The following is a 19,314-nucleotide window of genomic DNA, read 5'->3' as shown; positions in this document are numbered from 1 at the left end:
GCGCGGGGGGGGGGGGGGGGGGGGGGCGCGGGCCGGGGGGGGGGCCCGGGCCCCCCGGGCCCCCCCCCGGGGGGGGCCCGCCGGGCGGGCTTGGGGGGAGCGCCGGGGCGGGCCCCGCCGACCCACGGACGAACACACCGAGTGGAGCCAGCACCATGAGCGACAAGCCGGTCACCAAGCCGCAGGACATGCACGCCACCGGCACGACGGACGGCGCGGCCGCGGCCGACGGCGCCCAGGCCGCCGACGGCGGCCTGACGACGGAGGACATGCACGCCACCGGTGAGCCCTTCACGACCAAGGACATGCACGCCACGTCGGAGCCGTTCAAGCCGACGCGGTAAGCCCGCACCTCACCGATTTCGGCCGCGGCGGCGCGGAGGGGGAGCCGCCGCGGCCGTCGCGTTGCCGGACGGCGCCGCGGGCGTGCCGTCTCCCCCTGCCTCCTGCCGTTTCCCCGGCCGCGCTCCCGCAACGGCCCTCCCGGGCCGTGCCGCCGGGCACGGAGCACACGCCTCCGGTCCGCCGCCCCGCTCCCGGGGGTCCGCCACGGCCCGGCACACCGCCCGGCCCCACGTCCCGCCGGCCCGTGGTACGCCCGGGCGAACGGCGCCGGGCGGCCTCCCGCGGAATTCCGGCGCGCCTTTCCCGTCCGGCCGCCGGCCGTGCTCCGCCCGCGCTCCGCCGGCCGGACCCGCGGACACGCGTGCGCTGCGGGACCGGTGCGCCCGCCACCGGCCGCGGGCCCTCCGGGCGGCGCCCGCGCGGCCCGGAGGGCCCGCCGTCGTCCGCCGGCTCGCGTCGTCCGCCGTACGCCCGCCGGGAGGGCCGTCGACGACCTGGACCGCTACGCTCGGGACGCGCCGCTTCCGCCCCGCACCGAGGTGACCGGGCCGCCGGGGAGCGCCGCGTCCGCGCCCTGGGACCGCCGGACGGCTCCGGACCGCCGCGCACCCCCGGGGAGCGGTGCCCCTCGGTCCCGCCGGGCCTCCTCTCCGACGCATTCCGACGCACTCCGACGCGTCCGGGCGCGGTACGGCCTCACGCGGGACGAAATTCTCGGCCATCCTGTGGATCTCCTGTGCGCGTTCTTTCGGACACGTTGACCGAATCATGGCCGTACGGAAGCCACGGCCCCGCCCCTGCCGCAAAAGACCGGACCCTTTTCCTCCGAAAGCGAACCGCCGCCGCGACCAGCCAGCCGCACAGCATTCAGAACACATGTTCCCGGGATTCGATTCGTGGAATATTTTATTCCCGGTCAGGACATCTTTTGTTCCCTCGCGCCGCAAAAGGTGGCCAACTATCCCCTTTGCCGGACCATGACCCGATGGGAATCTGGTGAATGTTCGCTCGGAGAAGACTCGAGCGGTGCGCCGCAACGCGGTGCACCAAGAAAGGGAAAATATGAAGATCCGCAGATCTCTCGCGACCCTCGGCGCTTCGGCAGCCCTGGCGCTGGGCGCCGCCGGCGCCCTCGCCCCCGCCGCCGAGGCGGCGTCCCAGAGCGGCTCGCCGACAGCGGTGTTCAAGGCCACCGACCGCGACGCGACGGTCGCCGGGGCTGCCGGCCGGGCCGACGGAACGGCCGCGCTCGCGGCCGGCACGAAGGCCGACGTGGGCATCCAGGCGACCTGCTGGAACGCCCGGACCTCGGGCCGCTATTTCTACATGACCTGCAACGGACAGGGTTACCGGGTCTACGTGGACTGCTCCAACGGGTACCGGTACATCTCCTCGACCCTGTACTACGGGACGTGGAACCACACCCTCGCCTGCCCGTCGGGCACGAACGCCATCTGGGGCGGTTCGATCGGGGGCTGAGCATCCGGCCGACGAGGAGTGCCCCGCCCGCCGCCGACGGAATTTACCCCTCCTTTTCCGTCGGCGGTACGGGAGGGGCACTTCTTGCGTTTCGGAATTCGTCGTTCCCATGTGTTCGCTGTGATGCGACTGTGTGGCCGGATCGCTGATTCCGGCGGCGCACCTTTATACCTTCCGAACGCGTACCCCGCTATTTTCACGAAGTGCCGGCCCGCGCCGTCACGAATGACCGCAGGTATTCAGAAAGGTGTTCGCATGTCGCTCCCATTTTCGATTCTGTCTTCCGCTCCCCCGCCGTCCCGCCACCGGGCCGGCCTGGCATCGGTGCTGGTGGGTCTGTCGCTCACCGTCGCGCTGACCGGATGCTCCGGGGGCTCCTCGACCGGGGACGGGGCCGGCGGCACGAAGACCGCCGCCTCCGACGGCTCGCAGCAGGTCACCGGCGGTCCGCCCGACGCCTCCCAGCTCAAGTTCGTCCGCTGCCTGCGCGACAAGGGCGTCGAGGTGGAGGACCCCGAGGGCGGGAACCTGTCGATCAACCTCGACGGGCAGGACGCCGACCTGGTGGCCAAGGCGCAGAAGGACTGCGAGAAGTTCCTGGACACCGGCAAGGGTCCGGACGGCTCCGGATCGGGCGGAGCGGCGGAGGACGCGGCCATGACCGCGTACCGCTTGAAGATCAACAAGTGCATGCGCGGCCACGGGCTGGACGTCTCCGACACCGCGCCGGGAGAGATCCCCAAGGGACAGGAGGACCGGTACAACGAGATCCGCCAGGCCTGCGTGAAGGAGATCGGCCCCGCTCCACAGCCCTCCGCGACCTCATGAGCGACCGCTTCCGCAGCCGTCGCTCCCGCCTCCTCCTCGTCACCGGCCTCCTCACGCTCGCCGTGGCGGTGACGACGACGGTCGTCGTGGCGCAGCGGGACGGAACCCGGGTCGAGAGCAAACGGTCGCCGGCGCCGGCGACCGCGCCGGTGACCCGGGGCGACCTCGTCGCCACCGAGTCGCTGAGCGGGACCCTGGAACACGCCGAGGACATACACGCCCCCAACTGGCTGAGCGGGACGGTCACCTGGCTGCCCGAGCCCGGCACGGTGGTCGAGCGGGGCGAGCAGCTCTACCGCATCGACGACCGGCCCGTGCTGCTGCTCTACGGGAAGATCCCCCCGTACCGGGAGTTCGCCCCGGGGATGTCCGACGGGAACGACGTCCGGCAGCTGGAGAGGAACCTCGCGGCTCTCGGGTACACCGGCTTCGACGTCGACCGCGAGTACACCGAGTTCACGGCACGGGCCGTCAAGCGCTGGCAGCGCGTCCACGGCCTGAAGCCGACCGGACGGCTCGAACGGGGCCGCGTGCTGTTCGTCCCCGGCGCCGCACGGGCCGGGGAGCCCGAACGCCGGGTCGGCGACCATGCCTCCCCCGGCGACCCGGTGCTGGCCATGACCAGCACCCGGCTCGGCGTCTCGGCCGAGGTCAAGCTGTCCCGTCAGCACCTGGTCCGGCGGAACACCCCGGTGACCGTGGTCCTGCCCGACGGCAAGCGGGTCGCCGGCAAGGTCACCTCGGTCGGTTCCACGGCGAGCCGCGACGAGGACCGGGACTCCGAGCCGACCGTCGCCGTGCGGATCGCGCTCACCGGGGCCGGGGACCCCACGGCGCTGTCGTACGCCCCGGTGCAGGTCGAGGTCGTCAGCGACCGGCGCAGGGAGGTGCTGTCGGTGCCGGTGGCCGCGCTGCTGGCACTCGGCGAGGGCGGATACGGGGTCCAGGTGGTCGACGGCGACCGCAGCCGGATCGTGCGCGTGGAGGCCGGGCTGTTCGCGAAAGGCCGGGTGGAGATCACCGGACGCGGGATCCGGGCGGGGACGACCGTGGGGATGCCGAAGCTGTGAGCACCCCGACCCCCCGTACGGCTCCCTCCGCGGAGCCGGTCGTCGAACTCGTCCGCGTCTGCCGGCGCTACCCGGGAACGCCCCCGGTGGACGCCGTCCGGGACGTGAGCCTGCGCGTGGAGCGCGGGGAACTCCTCGCCATCATCGGACCGTCCGGGTCGGGGAAGTCGACGCTGCTGAACCTCCTCGGCACACTCGACCGGCCCACCAGCGGGGAGATCTCACTCGCCGGGTACCCGACCGCCGAGCTCTCCGACCGCGGGCTGTCGGCCCTGAGGGCGCGGTACATCGGCTTCGTCTTCCAGCAGTTCTTCCTCACCCCGGGGATGCCGGCCCTCGACAGCGTCGCCGACGGGCTCCTCTACAGCGGGCTCCCGCGCGGCGCCCGGCGGGCGGCGGCCGCCGAGACGCTGGAACGCGTCGGGCTCCGCGACCGGATGCGGCACCGGCCGCACGAACTGTCCGGCGGTGAGCGGCAACGGGTCGCGCTGGCCCGTGCGGTGGTCGGACGCCCGTTGTTGCTCCTCGCCGACGAACCCACCGGCGCCCTGGACTCCGCCTCCGGCGCCACCGTCGTCGGTCTCCTGCGGGAGCTGCACCGGCAGGGGACGACGGTCGTCGTCATCACCCATGACCTGGAGCTGGCCGGGGCGATGCCGCGCCGGATCCACATGCGGGACGGACGGATCGAATCCGACAGCGGGCCGGGCGACGCGGCGCCCGTGCCGGACGCCCGGCCCGCCGGAGAGGAGAGGCCGGAACATGAGCGGTAGCGGGCACGACGACCACGGCCGGCTGCTGCCTGCTCGGCTCAGGCCCTTCGATCTGATGCAGCTGAGCCTGGCCGGGCTGCGGGCCAAGCCGCTGCGCGCAGTGCTGTCCGCAGCGGGCATCTCCATCGGCATCGCCGCGATGGTCGCCGTCGTCGGCATCTCCTCCTCCAGCCGTGCCGGACTGCAGTTCACGCTCGACCGGCTCGGGACCAACCTGCTGCGCGTCTCGGCGGGCCAGGACTTCTACGGAGGTCGCACCCAGCTGCCCCGCGAGTCGCTGGGGATGGCGCGGCGGGTGCCGTCCGTGACCGGCGGCAGCGCGACCGGCGACGTCGACGCGAACGTGTACCGGACCGATCTGATCCCGCCCGAGGAGACCAACTCCCTGAAGGTGATGGCCGCACGGACCGACCTGCTGACGACACTCGGCGCCCGTACGGCCAGCGGGACCTGGCTCAACCGCGCCGTCTCCCGTTACCCCGGCGTCGTCCTCGGCTCCGTCGCCGCGCAGCGGCTCGGCGTCGTGCGGGCCGATCCCGGCGTACGGATCTGGCTCGGTGAACGGTGGTTCACCGTCGTGGGCGTCCTGGAACCGGTGGTCCTCGCGCCCGAGCTGGACAGTGCGGCGCTCGTCGGCTTCGACGTCGCCGAGCGGGTGCTCGGGTTCGACGGGCATCCGTCCATGCTGTACATCCGCTCGGACGACCGGGCCGTGAGCAACGTGTGGCGGCTGCTCGCCCGGTCCGTCAATCCGGGCAGCCCCGAGACGGTCGAGGTGAGCAGGCCCTCGGACGCGCTCGCCGCCAAGCTCGCGGCGGAGGAGGCGTTCACCGGGCTGCTGCTGGGCGTCGGCGCCGTGGCACTGCTCGTCGGCGGCATCGGTGTCGCCAACACCATGGTGATCACCGTGCTGGAACGCCGCACCGAGATCGGTCTGCGCCGCGCGCTGGGTGCCACCAGGGGCCAGATCCGCACCCAGTTCTTCACGGAGTCGTTGCTCCTGGCGGCCCTGGGGGGTCTGGGCGGCGCGCTCCTGGGCACGCTGGTCACCACCGCCTACGCCGCCCATCGCCACTGGCCCCTCAGCCTCCCAGCGGAGGCCCTGGCGGCCGGGGTGGGCGGCACCCTCGTCATCGGCGCGCTGGCCGGCCTGTACCCGGCGGTGCGCGCGGCCCAGGTCTCGCCGGTGACGGCGCTGAGCAGCGGCTGAGGCGGCCGAGCCAGGCCCCCGCTAGGCGGTCCGGGCCGTGCCCGTGCCCTTCTCCGCGTCCAGCGCGTAGACGCAGCGGTCCTTGCTGCACGCGTAGACGACGCCGTCCCTGACCACCGGGGAGCCGGTGATCTCGCCGCCCGTCGCCAGCTTCCAGCGCAGGCGGCCGTCGTCGGCCTTCAGGGTGTAGAGGAGGTGGTCGGTGGAGCCGAAGTGGATACGGCCCTCCGCCACGGCCGGGGCGCCCACGATGTCGCCGCCCGCCTGGAAGCGCCACTTGGGGGTGCCGGTGACGGCGTCCAGGGTGTAGAGGCCCTTGCCGCTGCCGACGTGCACATGGCCCGCGGCCACCAGCACCGGCTCGACCGACGCCCGGGACTCCGTGGCGATGCGCCAGCGGTCGCGGCCGTCGGCGGCGTCCAGCGCGTACACCGTGCCGAGGTAGTCGGCCAGGTAGACGCCGCCGCCGGTGACCGCCGGGCCGGGGACGAAGGCGGGCGGGGAGAGGAAGACCGCGGGGGCCTCGAAGTGCCAGCGGACGCGGCCGCCGGCGGCCTCCAGCGCCAGGACCCGGGTACCGGCGCAGACGTACACGCAGCCGTCCGGGGCGTGCGTCACGCGGACCGGGACGCCGCCGCAGGAGGCCGCGTCGCCGATCGGGTACGACCAGCGCTCGTCGCCGGTGCGGGCGTCCAGGGCGCGCAGGCGGGCGTCCTGCCAGACGTACACCGTGCCCTCGTGCAGGACCGGGCCGGCCTCCGGGGACTCGAAGTCGGTCTGGGCGCCGGTGATCTCCCACAGCTTCCGGCCGGTGGCGGCCTCCCAGCCCTGGACGCCGCCGCCGCGCGTGCCGGTGACGACCGTGCCCAGGCCGGCCTTGAGCGAGTACACCCAGGCGTCCGTGTGCAGGCGCCACAGGTCCGTGCCCGCGCGGGCGTCGAGAGCGAACAGGGTGGGGCCGTCGGAGGCGTGGATCCGGCCGTCCGCGACCGCCATCGACCAGGCCACGTCCCGCGTCTTGAAACGGCGGCGGCCGGTCGCCACGTCCAGGGCGTGCACCTCGAAGGAGGTGACGTAGACGAGGTCGTCGGCGACCGCCGGGGTGCCCCAGACGTCGTTGGACATGCGGAACCGCCACGGGCGCCAGCCGCTCGCCTGCTCCGGCGGCGCGGCCGGGACCGGCGGCGCGGGCACGGCGGGGTCGGCGGTGCCGAGGCCGGGGCGGGGCTTGGCCCAGGAGGCGGCGAGGGCGGCCTCCGGCGGGGGCGCCTTGACGGCGGCGGCGCGCAGGTCGGCGACGCGCGGGCCGGGGCCGATGGGCACCGCCGCGCCGGCCAGCCGGACCGGGCCGGTGCCGGAGGCGCCGACGGACGCGGGCACCGGCGGGGCGGCGGGCACCGGCGGAGGAGCGGCGGGCACCGGCGGGGCGGCGGGGACGACGGGGTCGTGCGGGGGCGGCGGCGGTACCGGGGGTGCCGTGGGGCGTCCGCCGCCGCGGGTGCCGGTGACGGGCGGGCGGCCGTTGCGGCGCGCCTCGATCAGGCTCACCGCCCGCTCCGGCAGCCACGCCGACGCCGTGCCGCTGTCGTCGGAGCCCGAGCCGAACAGGTGCGGGGCGAGCTGGGCCTGGAGGTCGGCGGGGGTGGGGCGGGCCGCCGGGTCCAGCTGCATGCAGGACTCGATCAGCGGGCGCAGCTCCTCCGGCAGGCCGTCCAGGTCCGGGCCCTCCCGCAGCAGCATGAAGACCGTCTCGACCGGGTTGGCGCCGTGGAAGGGGGCGTGCCCGGTGGCGGCGAAGACGAGGGTGGAGCCGAGGGAGAACACGTCGCTGGCGCCGGTGACGCTGCGGGAGTCCTTCGCCTGCTCCGGGGACATGTAGGCGGGGGTGCCCACGGCGACGTTCGTCATCGTCAGACGGGTGTTCGAGACGCCCGACGCGATACCGAAGTCGATCACCCGGGGGCCGTCCTCGACGACGAGGACGTTGGAGGGCTTGAGGTCCCGGTGGACCAGCCCGGCGCCGTGGATGGACTGCAGCGCCTCCGCGACGCCCGCCGCCAGCCAGCGCACCGCCTGGGCCGGCAGCGGCCCGCACTCGTTCACTATCTCCTCGAGGGAGGGCGCGGGGACGTACGCGGTGGCCAGCCACGGCACGGCCGCGCGCGGGTCGGCGTCGACGACCGCGGCCGTGTAGAAGCCGGAGACCGCCCGCGCGGCCTCGACCTCGCGCGTGAAGCGGACACGGAACAGCTGGTCCTCGGCGAGCTCCGTCCGGACCGTCTTGATCGCCACGCGCCGGCCGGACGCCGAGCGCGCGAGATAGACGAGCCCCATCCCGCCGGCCCCCAGCCGTCCCAGCACCTCGAACGGCCCGATCCGCCGCGGATCGTGCTGCGTCAGCTGCTCCACCACTTGCCTGCCACCTCCCCGTACGAGCCGCGTCACCGCCATATGTACGCGGCCCCGTGCAGCGTCTCACCACCGCACCGCCATGGCGGCACGCCCCCTGATTCTTCCTGGCCGAGGCGCTGGTTGCGAACCCGGGGACAATCGGGGTGTCTCGTGTCATCCCGGGCGGAACGCGGCCGTTCCGTGGCGCAAAAAGGGTTGTTCCGCGTGCGGCGGGCACCGTTCAGCGCTGGAGCAGCGCGAAGGGAGCCCCCTGGTCGTCGGCGACGACGGCCACGCGGCCGTACGAGGTGTCGAACGGCGGCGTCCGCACCCGCCCGCCGAGCCGGCCGACGGCCTCCGCGGCGGCGGCGCAGTCGGCGACGCCGAAGTGGACGAGGAAGTGCGGCGGCATCTCGGCGGGGAAGACGTCCTCGACCGGGGCCCGGCCGAAGTCCGGGTCGGCGCCCGGGCCGAAGAGGGCCTCGTGGAAGAGACCGCCGTAGAAGGCGTTGGCGGCGTCGGTGTCCCGGGTGTACAGCTCGGCCCAGGCGAAGGTGCCCGGCTCGTGGCGCCGGCCGAAGCCGGGGTGGCCGCCCGGCTGCCAGAGCGCGAAGACCGCGCCCTCGGGGTCGGTGACGAGAGCGGTGACCCCGAGCTCGCCGACCGGCCGCGGCGCCGAGACGACCTGGCCGCCGGCGGCCAGGATCCGCCCGGCCAGCGCCCCGGCGTCCGGGGTGGCGAAGTACACCGTCCAGACGGTGGGCAGCCGGCCGTCCGTCTTCCGCGTGAGCGCGGCGACGGGCGCACCGTCCTTCAGCGCCCAGGCGACCGGGCCCGCGCGGTCCTCGAAGACCCATCCGAAGAGCTCCCCGTAGAACCGCTTGCCCGCCTCGACGTCGGGCAGTTGCGCGTCCACCCAGCAGGGGACGCCCTCTCCATACCCGGATGCCCTGTTTTCGGCCATGCTGTCAAAGTAACCGGGTCTCCCGCACCGCGCAGACCAGGCACACCTTCCTCCGCGCGCCCGCGCACCCCATTTGCAGTCGGCCGAATCGCGCTCCCATCACCCCTCGGTAAGCTGACGACATGACAGGACAAGTGCGGACCGTCGACGGCCGGGTGGCCGGCCGGCGCGGGCAGGCGACCCGGCAGAAGCTGCTCGACTGCCTCAGCGAGATGCTCAGCTCCTCCCCCTACCGGGATGTCAAGGTCATCGACGTCGCCCGGAAGGCCGGCACTTCGCCCGCGACCTTCTACCAGTACTTCCCGGACGTCGAGGGCGCCGTCCTGGAGATCGCCGAGCAAACGGCCGCGGAGGGCACCGGGTTGACCGAGCTGGTCCAGGGGCGTTCCTGGGTCGGCAAGGCCGGCTGGCAGACCGCTCAGGAACTCGTCGACGGGTTTCTGGAGTTCTGGCGCCGCAACGACGCGATCCTCCGGGTCGTCGACCTGGGCGCCGCCGAGGGCGACAAGCGTTTCTACAAGCTCCGCATGAAGATCCTGAACTCGGTGAACGGCCCCCTGTCCGACGCCGTCGCCGAGTTGCAGTCCAAGGGCAAGGTCGACAAGGACGTGAACCCGGCGGCGATCGCCGGTTCGATCGTCACGATGCTCGCGTCGGTGGCCTCGCACCAGAAGGGCTTCTCCTCCTGGGGCGTCAAGCAGACCGAGCTCAGGCCCCACCTGGCACTGCTGGTGTACCTGGGCATCACCGGCAGGAAGCCGACGAAGTAGCCCCGGCCCGGCGCACCGGCCGCCCGGACCGACGCCCTGTCCAGCGGTCCCGTCCCGCACCCCTGTCACGCGGTCCCCTCTCGCACCTCCCGTCCCGCACCCCCTGTCACGCGATCCCGCCGCGCACCCCCTGTCACGCACCGCGGTCCCGCACCTCCTGTCACGCACTCCTGCTGCGCACCCCCTGTCACGCGGTCCCGTCCCGCACCTTCTGTCCCACGGTCCCGCCGCGCACCCCCTGTCACGCACTCCGGTCCCACGGTCCCGCCCGGCGGTCCCGGTCCCGCAGGCGGTGGTCCACCCGGGCGGGCCGCCGCCTGCCGCGTGTCCGCCCCGGCGCCCGCGGGGCCTCGCCCGGGGTGCCGCGCCGCCGTCCGCCCGACGGCCGGACTCGCGTCCCGCGCCGCGGCCGGACGCCCGCCCGGCCGCGGCCCCTGCCGGGGAACACATCGCCGCGCGGCCGGTGTTGTGACGTGGTGAACGGACATCGCGCCGCACGAGGAGGCCCGACATGCCCCTGACCCGCGAAGAGCGTGCCCGGTTCCTGGCCGAGCCGCACGTCGCCGCCCTCTCGGTCGACGCGGGTGCCGGACGCGCCCCGCTCACCGTGCCGATCTGGTACCAGTACGCGCCCGGCGGCACCGTATGGATCATGACCGGGCGGGACTCCCGCAAGTACGGGCTGATCAGCGCGGCGGGCCGGTTCTCGCTGATGGTCGACCGGCTGGAGCCCACCGTCCGGTACGTGTCGGTCGAGGGCCCGGTCGTCGACACCGCCCCCGCCACGCTCGAACAGCTGAGGGAGCTCGCGGCCCGCTACCTCCCGGCCGACCGGGTCGACGCCTACGTCGACTTCGCCTGGACCGGCCACGGCGAGCAGGTCGTCGTCCACATGCGGCCCGAGCGGTGGGTGTCGTCCGACCTCGGCGGCGTCTCGGACTACGCCCCGGAGGGCGCCGCGTCCGCGTGACGAGCGGCGCCGCAGGCGACAATCGGGGAGTGAGTACGGATCTTCCCGAGCTGCTGAGGTCCCTGCGGGTGTGGGACCCGGCCGTCACCGAGCTGCCGCCCTTCGACCCGGCCGCCGCGCCCGCCGACCCGCTGCCCCTGTTCACCGAGTGGTTCGCGGCGGCGGTGGCGGCCGGGCAGGCCGAGCCGCACACCGTGTCGCTGGCGACGGCGGACGAGGCGGGCCGGCCCGACGTACGGATCGTGATGCTGCACGGCGCGGACGCGGACGGCTGGTCCTTCGCGACCCACGCCACGAGCCGCAAGGGCCGGCAGCTCGCCGCCCGCCCGTACGCCGCCCTCGCCTTCTACTGGCCGGTCCTGGGCCGCCAGGTCCGGCTGCGCGGCCCGGTCGCCGCCGCCCCGCCCGAGGAGTCCCGGGCGGATCTGGGCGTCCGCTCGACCGGCGCCCTGGCCGCCGCCCTGACCGGCCGCCAGAGCGAGGTCCTGGACTCCCCCGGCGAGCTGGCGCGCGCCTCGGCGGCGGCCTGGGAACGCGCGCGGCGCGAGCCGGACGCCCCCGTGCCGACCTGGACGCTGTACCGGGTCCGGCCGGACGAGGTGGAGTTCTTCCAGGGGGACGCCCGGCGGCGGCATGTGCGGCTCGCCTACCGGCGCGCGCGGGACGGCTGGCGCCGGGACCTACTGTGGCCCTGACGGCCGCGCGGGCGACGGCCCGTGGTGGAAGACGTGGACGTCGAAGTCGGCGACCGGACGGTACCCGATCCGCTGGTACAGGCCGTTGCTGGTCGGATTGGCCAGGTCCGCGAAGAGCAGGACCTCCCGGGCCCCCGACGCCAGCGCGGCCCGGCCGGCCTCGGCCGTGACGGCGCCCGCGTAGCCCCGGCCGCGCAGCGGGGCCGGGGTGTAGACGCCGAAGACCCGGACCTGGCCGGCGACCCGCGGGGACACGCCCGCCATGGACACCGGGGTGCCGTCGGGCGCCTCCCAGAACAGGACGTCACCGCGGTCGATGCGCGCGTCCGCCCACCGGGCGGCGTCCTGCGCGACGCCCTCGCCGGTGTCCCGGCAGAACCCCTCGAACCAGCGCACCAGCTGCTCCCGGTCGGCCGCGCCCGCGGTCCGGGGGCGGCCGGGCGGAACGGGCCGCGGCGCGGTCAGGGTGCCGAGCCGGTAGAGCCGCAGCCGCTGCCGCACCTCGGCGGTCGCGCCCGTACGGCGCCGCCAGGCCTCGGCGAAGGCGGCGGCGGTGCCGCGCTCGGCGTTCACGCCCGGCAGGCGCAGGCCCCGGCCGGCCAGCAGCGCGGCGAGCCCGTCGGCCTCCTCGCCGGTCAGGGCGGTGAGGTTCAGCCAGTGCGGCGGGGTGCGGAAGAAGGACGCCCGGACGGTGCCGTCCCGCTCCAGGACGCCGAACTCGGGCGCCTCGTCGCCGTACGCGTACGGGCCACGGGCGCGCAGGGTCTCCGTGACGGTCAGCGGGACGGTGTGCAGGGCGGGCGCGGACCGCAGGAACGCGCCCGCCCGGCCCAGGAAGTCGTCGAGGTCGTGGGTGAGGTGCCAGTCGTCGAAGCGCATGTCCCATGGTCCCGCCGGCCCCCGGGAGCCCGCCTCCGGTTCACGGCGCCCCGCCCTCCCCCGGCGACGGTTCCGGCTCCGGATCCGTCGCCAGGCGGGCGTGCAGGTGCGCGTCGCGGAACGCGTCGTGCCGCTCCGGTGCGAAGACGGCGCCGCGCAGGGTGCCCTCGTACCGGAATCCGCAGCGCTCGGCGATCCGGCAGGAGGCCTCGTGGCCGACCGCGTGGTCCAGTTCCAGGCGGTGCAGGCCGAGTTCCGCGAACGCCCAGCGCGCGGCCAGCAGCAGGGCGCGGGTGGCGACGTGCCGGCCGCGGGCCTCGGGGAGCACCCAGTAGCCGACGCGGGCCAGGCGCAGGGCGCGGTTGATCTCGTTGACGCCGATGTGCCCCAGCGTGGTGTCGCCGTGCGCGTCCGTGATCCGGAACGACGCGCCCCGGCCCTCCGCGGCGACCCGGATCCGCGCGCGCAGCGACTCGCGCGCGCCGCGCAGGTCCGTGACCGGCCGGACGGGGGTGTTCCAGCGCCGGAACTCGGGGTCCCGGTTCCCGCGCAGCCACGCCTCGGCGTGGGCGTCGGAGGCGGCGTCCCAGGGGCGCAGGCGCAGGCCGTGGCCGGACACCTCGGGGAGGGCGGGGGTCGGGTACCGCTCGTGCGCACGGGCCATTGATCCATTCAACAACACCGGGTGCCCCGCGAGTTCGCCGCCCGCGCCCCGCGGCCGCCGCGGTCCGGGCCCGGGAGGCGCCGGGACCGGGCGCCGCGGCGCGTGCGCCCCGGCCCCGGCGGCGCACCGCGCACACCACCCTCACGAACGCCCCCTCCGCGTCACCGGATCCGTCCGGCCGGCCCACATCCGTGACCGATCCGCAACCAATTCCGGTCTTGACCGAGACCCATCAACCGGGTGCGGGATTACGCTCCCGCCCATGGCCGACTCCACAGCGTCCGCATCCCCCTCCGGGACGGCGTCCGCACACCCCGCGGACCGCCCGGTGTACGTCATCGGCGGCGGTCCGGGCGGTCTCGCCGCCGCCCACGCGCTGCGCGCCCGGGGCGTCCGCACCGTCGTCCTGGAGCGGTCCGACCGCGTCGGCGCGTCCTGGCGGCGCCACTACGACCGTCTGCGCCTGCACACCACCCGGCGGCTGTCGGCCCTGCCCGGGCTGCCGATGCCGCGCCGGTTCGGGCGGTGGGTGTCCCGCGACGACATGGTGCGCTACCTGGAGAAGTACGCCGAGCACCACGGCCTGGAGATCGTCACCGGCGTCGAGGTCACCCGCGTCCAGCGCGCCCCCGACGGCACCGGCTGGCTGCTGCGCGCCACCGGCGGCCGCGAGCTGGCCGCCGCCGCGGTGGTCGTCGCCACCGGCCACAACCACACCCCGCGCATACCCGACTGGCCCGGCCGCGCCGCCTACACCGGCGCGTTCCTGCACGCCTCGGAGTACCGCGGCCCCGCCCCCTACGCCGGGCGGGACGTCCTGGTCGTCGGGGCCGGCAACACCGGCGCCGAGATCGCCGTCGACCTCGCGGAGGGCGGCGCCTCCCGGGTGCGGCTGTCGGTCCGCACCGCCCCGCACATCGTCCGCCGCTCCACCGCCGGGTGGGCCGCCCAGTACACGGCCGTCCTGGTGCGGCGGCTGCCGGTCCGCCTCGTCGACCGGCTCGCCCGCCCGGTGGCCCGGCTCGGCGTGCCCGACCTGTCGGCCCACGGCCTGCCCCGGCCCGCCACCGGCCTCTACAGCCGGGTGACCGAGGGTGCCATCCCGGTGCAGGACGTCGGCCTGGTCGACGCCGTGCGCCGGGGGCGGGTGGAGATCGTGGCCGCCGTGAACGGCTTCGAGGACGGCGCGGTGGTCCTCGCCGACGGCACCCGCGCCGAACCGGACGCCGTGATCGCGGCCACCGGCTACGTCCGCGCGCTGGAGGGACTCGTCGGCCACCTCGGCGTGCTCGACGCACGCGGCCGCCCGGTCGTCCACGGCCCCCGCTCCCCGAGGAACGCCCCCGGCCTGTACTTCACCGGCTTCACCAACCCGATCAGCGGGACGCTCCGCGAGCTGGCCCGCGACGCGCGGCGGATCGCGAAGGCCGTCGCCCGGGAGCACGGGGGAACGGCGTCCCGGATCCCCCGCCGACCCGCGCGGCGGCACCGCCGGGCGAGGGGCCCCGCCGGGCGGGCCTAGGCCGCCGCCGCGAGCCCCGGCGCCGGTGCGGCCGGGCGGCGCCGGATCACCAGCGCCATCAGGGCCGCCGCCGCGCACAGGGCGCCGGAGGCGTACCAGACCACGTCGTAGGAGCCGAACGCGTCCCGGGCCACGCCGCCGAGGAAGGCGACCAGGGCGGCGCCGACCTGGTGGGAGGCGAGGACCCAGCCGAAGACGATCGCGCTGTCGTCGCCGTACTGCTCCCGGCACAGGGCCAGGGTGGGCGGGACGGTGGCGACCCAGTCGAGGCCGTAGAAGACGATGAAGAAGATCATCGGCGGGTGCACGGAGGGCGCCAGCAGGATCGGCAGGAAGAGCAGCGAGACGCCGCGCAGGGCGTAGTAGACCGCGAGCAGGCGGCGCGGCTCGAAGCGGTCGGTGAACCAGCCGGAGGCGATCGTGCCGATCACGTCGAACACGCCGATGACCGCGAGCAGGGAGGCGGCGGCCGTCAGCGGCATGCCGTGGTCGTGCGCGGCGGGCACGAAGTGGGTCTGGATCAGGCCGTTCGTCGAGGCGCCGCAGATCGCGAAGGTGCCGGCCAGCAGCCAGAACGGGCCGGTGCGCAGCGCCGAGAACAGCACGGCGACCGCGCGCCGCGCCGCGCCGGGCACGGGCGCGGGCTTGGCGGCGAACTCCTTCGCGCCGTACGGCTTCAGCCCCACGTCCGCCGGGTGGTCGTGCAGCAGGAGCCAGACGAACGGCACGACCGCGAGGGCGGCGAGCGCGACCGTGACGGCCGCCGGACGCCAGTGGTGGTTCTCGACGATCCAGGACAGCAGGGGGAGGAAGATCAGCTGCCCGGAGGCCGAGGCGGCGGTGAGGATGCCGCTGACCAGGCCGCGCCGCTCGGTGAACCAGCGGTTGGTGACCGTCGCCGCGAACGCCAGCGCCATCGAGCCGGAACCGAGGCCGACCAGCAGGCCCCAGCAGAGCATCAGCTGCCAGGCCGAGGTCATCCACACCGTGGCCCCCGCGCCGGCCGCGATCACGGTCAGGGCGACCGCGACGACCCGCCGGATGCCGAAGCGGTCCATCAGCGCCGCCGCGAACGGCGCGGTCAGCCCGTACAGCGCGAGGTTGACGGAGACCGCGGCGCCGATCGTGCCGCGGGACCAGCCGTACTCCTGGTGCAGCGGGTCGATGAGCAGCCCGGGCAGGGAGCGGAAGGCGGCGGCGCCGATGATCGTCACGAAGGTGACGGCGGCGACGAACCAGGCGCGGTGCGGTGTCGTCAGGCGGCCCCGCCGCGCGCGGGTCCGGTCCGGTCCGGACGTCGGTGCGGTGTTCTCTGTTTCGGTCGTCTGGGTCACGTCGTAGAGCTTCCGGTACGGGCCCGGCTCCATCGAGTGGCCCGAAGGACAGTACTCGCTAGGATCGGGCCATGACCGAAGGATCGGGCACGGCCCCCGCGGCCGACGGCCCCGCCCACCGTCCGCACCGCGTCGTCGTCCTCGCCCTCGACGGGCTGCTCCCCTTCGAACTGGGCATCCCGCACCGGATCTTCGGCCGCCCCCGGGACGACCGGGGGCGGCCGCTGTACGAGGTCGTCACCTGCTCCGTCCGGCCGCCGGGCCCGGTCGGGACCGACGCCGACTTCACCATCCACGTCGACCACGGCCCGGAGGCCCTCGCCACCGCCGACACCGTGGTCGTCCCGGCCTCCTACGAACTCGGCCCGGTGTTCACCGAGGGCGTGCTGACCGGCGAACTGGCCGCCGCGCTCGCCCGCATCCGGCCGGGCACGCGCCTCGCGTCCATCTGCACCGGCGTCTACGTCCTCGCCGCCGCCGGTTACCTCGACGGCCGCCCCGCCACCACCCACTGGGCGGAGGCCGAACGCCTCCAGCGCCTGTTCCCGCGGATCAGGGTCGACCCGGACGTGCTGTTCATCGACGACGGCGACGTCCTGACCTCCGCGGGGGTCGCCGCCGGGATCGACCTGTGCCTGCACATCGTGCGCCGCGACCACGGGACGGCCGTCGCCAACGAGGTGGCCCGCCGGACGGTCGTACCGCCCCACCGCGACGGCGGGCAGGCGCAGTACGTCGAGCGGCCGGTGCCCGATCCGCAGCAGGCGTCCACGGCCGCCGCCCGCGCCTGGGCGCTCGGCCGCCTCCACGAGCCGATCCAGCTGCGCGACCTGGCCGAGCAGGAGGCCATGTCGGTACGCACCTTCACGCGCCGCTTCCGCGAGGAGGTCGGCGTCAGCCCCGGGCAGTGGCTCACCCGGCAGCGCGTCGAACGGGCCCGGCACCTGCTGGAGTCCACCGACCTGTCCGTCGACCAGGTGGCCCGGGAGGCGGGTTTCGGCACGGCCCAGTCGATGCGCCAGCACCTCCAGGCGGCGCTCGGCGTCACGCCGACCGCGTACCGCCGGACCTTCCGGACGGGAGGCGGCGGGGTCGGAGGCGGCGGAAACCGCGGCGGCGCCGGGACCGCCGTGCGCTGACGCCCCGTCGGCCGGTCGCGGCCGGCACCGGGGTCGGGGCCGCGCCGGCCGGGACCGCCGTCGACGCGGCCGCGCCCTTGAGCGGGCTCCCGCCGGGCACCCCCGGAAGAGGCCGGGTGGCGGCGCCTCGGTGCCCGCCCCGAGCACGGCACCGCGCGCCGCCATCCGACTCCGGCGCTCCCACCCCCACGGCCCCGACGGAACCGACGCCGAATCACGACCCGCGCTCGACGAGGGCTCCTGTCACCGGAGTCCTCGCCGTCCCCTCACGGCGAATCGCTGCCCTCAAGGGTGATCAACCCATCACGAGGCGTCAACAGCGGCTTGGCGATTCGTCCGTTACATCCCGTTCATGCGGCCGCGCACGGAAGCACGACCGGCGCACCGCACCGCCCCTTTCCCGGCGCACCCGGACTCCGTGCGCCCGCGCCCCGCGCCCGGCGCCGGACTCCCGCCCGTGGCACGGGCCACGGGATCCGGCGACGGGGCTCAGACCGCCTCGTAGGCCAGCCCGTCGTACGCCGGCGCCCCGTCCCCGCGCACCGCGGCATCGCCGCCGCAGGCCGCCGCGGCCGCCCGGCGCTGCGCGCAGCGGTCCAGTTCGCACCAGATGCGCTTGCCGGCGCCCTCGGGGACCCAGCCCCAGCGGTCGGCGAGCCCGTCGACGAGGGCGAGGCCCCGGCCGCCGGTCGCGTCGCCGTCCGCGCACCGGGGCTCCGGCGCCCGGTCGCTGGCGTCGGCGACCTCGAGGCGGACGGTGGCCCCCTCGGCGGCCGTTCCCGGCAGGGACAGCCGCAGCACGGCGGGACACCCGGTGTGCACCACCGCGTTGGTGACCAGCTCGGAGACGAGCAGGACCAGCGTCTCGGCGAGCGGTTCGTCGGCTCCTATCCCGGTCCCGGCGAGCCGCGAGCGGGCCCATCTCCGGGCTCGTCCGACCTCCGCGGGGTCGGGCCGGATCTCCAGCTGCACTTGAAGCACCTGCACCGCTCACACCATCCGAACCGGTGGACACAGAGGCTCGCGCCTCACGGGAGCCACGGTCGTGGCCGTCTTCTGCACGGCCGGGACGACGACCGAGGCAGGGATCACGGAACGTGACCCCCTTGTGCGACAGCATGGTTGACGTACAGTCACCCCAACAAGCGCTTCGGGCATATTCCAGCGCGAAGGAGTACCCGTACGGCATACTGTGCGACGCTCGTCGCGGCGATCCGAACAGGCGGCGGTCAACCACCCCGCCGACCTGCGATCATCGGCGTGCACCGCCGGATCCGGGGCCGCCCCGGAGGCGGCGCCGGCTCGGCTCGCGCTCGGAACCACTCGCATCTGCCTCACGGTACCCGAGCGGAACGCCGACTCCGGGCCGTGACGAGCCGTGCGCGGGACACAACCCGATATCAACGCTCTGTAACCATCCTCCGCCACGCTCCGTGACACCGGTCCGGGGGCGGCGGCGACGCCGCAGGACAGAGACCCACCGGACCGCCACGGCCAGGAGGCCGGCCCGGAGGGTTCGTCACCGACCGTCACATCGCCTCCGTGACGGGCACCGGTCCGCCCGCCCGGCGGCGGGGGGGCCGCCACCGTCCCGCGGGCCCGGCACCGGGCGGTCCGCCGACGGAGCGCGGCCCCCCTGCCGGACCCGGACCCGGACCCGGCGGACCGTCGCGGCCCTCGCCCGACGGCCGCCGCGGACGCGGGCGCCGGCGCCCCGGGGAGCGACGCCCGCGGCCTTCCGCCGGGGCGCGAGGCTACTCGGACACGGCGAAGTAGCGGGCGAAGGCCGACACGGCGTCCGCCTCGCCCACCTTGCCGTCGCCGTCCGCGTCGAGCGCGGCGGCCGCGGCGCGGGCGGCGTCCTCGGGCACGCCCAGCGCCTTCAGCGCCCGCGCGGCGTCCTCGGGAGTGGCCGCGCCGTCGCCGTCGGCGTCGGCGACGGCCAGGGCCGCGTGCAGGAAGGGACGGGCGATCTCGGCGAACCGGTCCGGGTTGTCCCGCAGGCGCTTGACCGCTCCGGTGACGAACTCCTCCCGGGTGACGCGCTGGTCCCCGTCCCGGTCCGCCATCCCCGCCATGCCCTGCCAGAACGCCTCGGCACCGCCGTACAGGGCCTGCCCCTTGTCGGAGCGGGCCGCGGTGCCGAACTCCGCGAGCAGCGCCTTGGCCGCCCCGCTGAAGTCCTCACGGTCGATGTAGCCGTTGCCGTCCTGGTCGAAGGTGGCGAACCTGGCCGCGATCCTGCGCTCGTACTCGCTGCTGACCATCTCTTTTCCGGCCG

General features: G+C 75.3%; 18 protein-coding genes. 11 read left to right on the top strand and 7 right to left on the bottom strand.

Annotation, left to right across the window (positions count from 1 at the left end):
* Positions 1-155 precede the first annotated feature (155 nt).
* From ACIBAI_RS11250 to ACIBAI_RS11225, 6 genes are all read left to right on the top strand, one after another.
* A complete protein-coding gene (locus ACIBAI_RS11250; RefSeq protein WP_399033084.1) occupies positions 156-344 on the top strand; it encodes a hypothetical protein in 189 nt (62 codons plus the stop codon).
* A gap of 1,063 nt (positions 345-1,407) precedes the next feature.
* Entirely contained in the window at positions 1,408-1,824 is a 417-nt protein-coding gene (locus ACIBAI_RS11245; RefSeq protein WP_399033082.1) for a hypothetical protein, read from the top strand.
* A 255-nt stretch (positions 1,825-2,079) separates the two neighbouring features.
* Complete coding sequence (locus ACIBAI_RS11240) at positions 2,080-2,652, top strand: hypothetical protein (protein WP_399033080.1); 573 nt, start codon at positions 2,080-2,082, stop codon at positions 2,650-2,652.
* On the top strand, positions 2,649-3,722 hold the full coding sequence (locus tag ACIBAI_RS11235) for a peptidoglycan-binding protein (protein WP_399033078.1): 1,074 nt from the start codon (positions 2,649-2,651) through the stop codon (positions 3,720-3,722). The genes ACIBAI_RS11240 and ACIBAI_RS11235 overlap by 4 nt, the downstream gene beginning before the upstream one ends.
* Positions 3,719-4,495 (top strand): ABC transporter ATP-binding protein, encoded by a 777-nt coding sequence (locus ACIBAI_RS11230; RefSeq protein WP_399033077.1) that lies wholly within the window; start codon positions 3,719-3,721, stop codon positions 4,493-4,495. The genes ACIBAI_RS11235 and ACIBAI_RS11230 overlap by 4 nt, the downstream gene beginning before the upstream one ends.
* Complete coding sequence (locus ACIBAI_RS11225) at positions 4,485-5,705, top strand: ABC transporter permease (RefSeq protein WP_399033076.1); 1,221 nt, start codon at positions 4,485-4,487, stop codon at positions 5,703-5,705. Before ACIBAI_RS11230 ends, ACIBAI_RS11225 begins: the two co-directional genes overlap by 11 nt.
* Positions 5,706-5,726: 21 nt before the next feature.
* Here ACIBAI_RS11225 and ACIBAI_RS11220 read toward each other — a convergent pair whose 3' ends face one another.
* Both ACIBAI_RS11220 and ACIBAI_RS11215 read right to left on the bottom strand, forming a co-directional pair.
* Positions 5,727-8,117: a PQQ-binding-like beta-propeller repeat protein gene (locus ACIBAI_RS11220; protein WP_399033074.1), complete on the bottom strand. Its 2,391-nt coding sequence runs from the start codon at positions 8,115-8,117 to the stop codon at positions 5,727-5,729.
* Positions 8,118-8,337: 220 nt separating this feature from the next.
* Complete coding sequence (locus ACIBAI_RS11215) at positions 8,338-9,060, bottom strand: VOC family protein (protein WP_399033073.1); 723 nt, start codon at positions 9,058-9,060, stop codon at positions 8,338-8,340.
* Between the two features lie 134 nt (positions 9,061-9,194).
* On the opposite strand from ACIBAI_RS11215, the gene ACIBAI_RS11210 reads away from it, so the two are divergent.
* The 3 genes from ACIBAI_RS11210 to ACIBAI_RS11200 all read left to right on the top strand — a co-directional run bounded on the left by ACIBAI_RS11210 (position 9,195) and on the right by ACIBAI_RS11200 (position 11,495).
* Positions 9,195-9,830, top strand: coding sequence for a TetR family transcriptional regulator (locus ACIBAI_RS11210; protein ID WP_399033454.1), 636 nt, complete (start codon positions 9,195-9,197; stop codon positions 9,828-9,830).
* A gap of 511 nt (positions 9,831-10,341) precedes the next feature.
* A complete protein-coding gene (locus ACIBAI_RS11205) occupies positions 10,342-10,800 on the top strand; it encodes a pyridoxamine 5'-phosphate oxidase family protein (RefSeq protein ID WP_399033072.1) in 459 nt (152 codons plus the stop codon).
* Between the two features lie 29 nt (positions 10,801-10,829).
* On the top strand, positions 10,830-11,495 hold the full coding sequence (locus tag ACIBAI_RS11200; RefSeq protein WP_399033070.1) for a pyridoxal 5'-phosphate synthase: 666 nt from the start codon (positions 10,830-10,832) through the stop codon (positions 11,493-11,495).
* Here the strand turns inward: ACIBAI_RS11200 and ACIBAI_RS11195 are convergent.
* A complete protein-coding gene (locus ACIBAI_RS11195; protein ID WP_399033068.1) occupies positions 11,481-12,374 on the bottom strand; it encodes a GNAT family N-acetyltransferase in 894 nt (297 codons plus the stop codon). The two genes, ACIBAI_RS11200 and ACIBAI_RS11195, sit on opposite strands and share 15 nt — an antisense overlap.
* Before the next feature lie 40 nt (positions 12,375-12,414).
* Positions 12,415-13,038 (bottom strand): GNAT family N-acetyltransferase, encoded by a 624-nt coding sequence (locus ACIBAI_RS11190; RefSeq protein WP_399033066.1) that lies wholly within the window; start codon positions 13,036-13,038, stop codon positions 12,415-12,417.
* A 262-nt stretch (positions 13,039-13,300) separates the two neighbouring features.
* On the opposite strand from ACIBAI_RS11190, the gene ACIBAI_RS11185 reads away from it, so the two are divergent.
* Positions 13,301-14,560 (top strand): flavin-containing monooxygenase, encoded by a 1,260-nt coding sequence (locus ACIBAI_RS11185; protein WP_399033064.1) that lies wholly within the window; start codon positions 13,301-13,303, stop codon positions 14,558-14,560.
* On the opposite strand, the gene ACIBAI_RS11180 is transcribed toward ACIBAI_RS11185, so the two are convergent.
* On the bottom strand, positions 14,557-15,894 hold the full coding sequence (locus ACIBAI_RS11180; RefSeq protein ID WP_399033062.1) for an MFS transporter: 1,338 nt from the start codon (positions 15,892-15,894) through the stop codon (positions 14,557-14,559). The two genes, ACIBAI_RS11185 and ACIBAI_RS11180, sit on opposite strands and share 4 nt — an antisense overlap.
* Before the next feature lie 71 nt (positions 15,895-15,965).
* On the opposite strand from ACIBAI_RS11180, the gene ACIBAI_RS11175 reads away from it, so the two are divergent.
* Positions 15,966-17,033: a GlxA family transcriptional regulator gene (locus ACIBAI_RS11175; protein ID WP_399033061.1), complete on the top strand. Its 1,068-nt coding sequence runs from the start codon at positions 15,966-15,968 to the stop codon at positions 17,031-17,033.
* A 489-nt stretch (positions 17,034-17,522) separates the two neighbouring features.
* On the opposite strand, the gene ACIBAI_RS11170 is transcribed toward ACIBAI_RS11175, so the two are convergent.
* Entirely contained in the window at positions 17,523-18,005 is a 483-nt protein-coding gene (locus ACIBAI_RS11170) for an ATP-binding protein (RefSeq protein ID WP_399033453.1), read from the bottom strand.
* A gap of 782 nt (positions 18,006-18,787) precedes the next feature.
* Positions 18,788-19,300 (bottom strand): EF-hand domain-containing protein, encoded by a 513-nt coding sequence (locus ACIBAI_RS11165; protein WP_399033059.1) that lies wholly within the window; start codon positions 19,298-19,300, stop codon positions 18,788-18,790.
* Positions 19,301-19,314: the final 14 nt, after the last annotated feature.

This window comes from Streptomyces sp. NPDC051041, assembly GCF_044456065.1.
Classification (GTDB): Bacteria; Actinomycetota; Actinomycetes; order Streptomycetales; family Streptomycetaceae; genus Streptomyces; species Streptomyces glaucus.
Note: the sequence above shows the minus strand (reverse complement) of the source record. Positions and strands in the feature narration are given on the sequence as shown.

Coding starts and splice junctions, on each gene's coding strand:
- ACIBAI_RS11250 (WP_399033084.1), top strand. CDS start 156: ATGAGCGACAAGCCGGTCACCAAGCCGCAGGACATGCACGCCACCGGC.
- ACIBAI_RS11245 (WP_399033082.1), top strand. CDS start 1,408: ATGAAGATCCGCAGATCTCTCGCGACCCTCGGCGCTTCGGCAGCCCTG.
- ACIBAI_RS11240 (WP_399033080.1), top strand. CDS start 2,080: ATGTCGCTCCCATTTTCGATTCTGTCTTCCGCTCCCCCGCCGTCCCGC.
- ACIBAI_RS11235 (WP_399033078.1), top strand. CDS start 2,649: ATGAGCGACCGCTTCCGCAGCCGTCGCTCCCGCCTCCTCCTCGTCACC.
- ACIBAI_RS11225 (WP_399033076.1), top strand. CDS start 4,485: ATGAGCGGTAGCGGGCACGACGACCACGGCCGGCTGCTGCCTGCTCGG.
- ACIBAI_RS11215 (WP_399033073.1), bottom strand. CDS start 9,060: ATGGCCGAAAACAGGGCATCCGGGTATGGAGAGGGCGTCCCCTGCTGG.
- ACIBAI_RS11205 (WP_399033072.1), top strand. CDS start 10,342: ATGCCCCTGACCCGCGAAGAGCGTGCCCGGTTCCTGGCCGAGCCGCAC.
- ACIBAI_RS11195 (WP_399033068.1), bottom strand. CDS start 12,374: ATGCGCTTCGACGACTGGCACCTCACCCACGACCTCGACGACTTCCTG.
- ACIBAI_RS11190 (WP_399033066.1), bottom strand. CDS start 13,038: ATGGCCCGTGCGCACGAGCGGTACCCGACCCCCGCCCTCCCCGAGGTG.
- ACIBAI_RS11185 (WP_399033064.1), top strand. CDS start 13,301: ATGGCCGACTCCACAGCGTCCGCATCCCCCTCCGGGACGGCGTCCGCA.
- ACIBAI_RS11175 (WP_399033061.1), top strand. CDS start 15,966: ATGACCGAAGGATCGGGCACGGCCCCCGCGGCCGACGGCCCCGCCCAC.
- ACIBAI_RS11165 (WP_399033059.1), bottom strand. CDS start 19,300: ATGGTCAGCAGCGAGTACGAGCGCAGGATCGCGGCCAGGTTCGCCACC.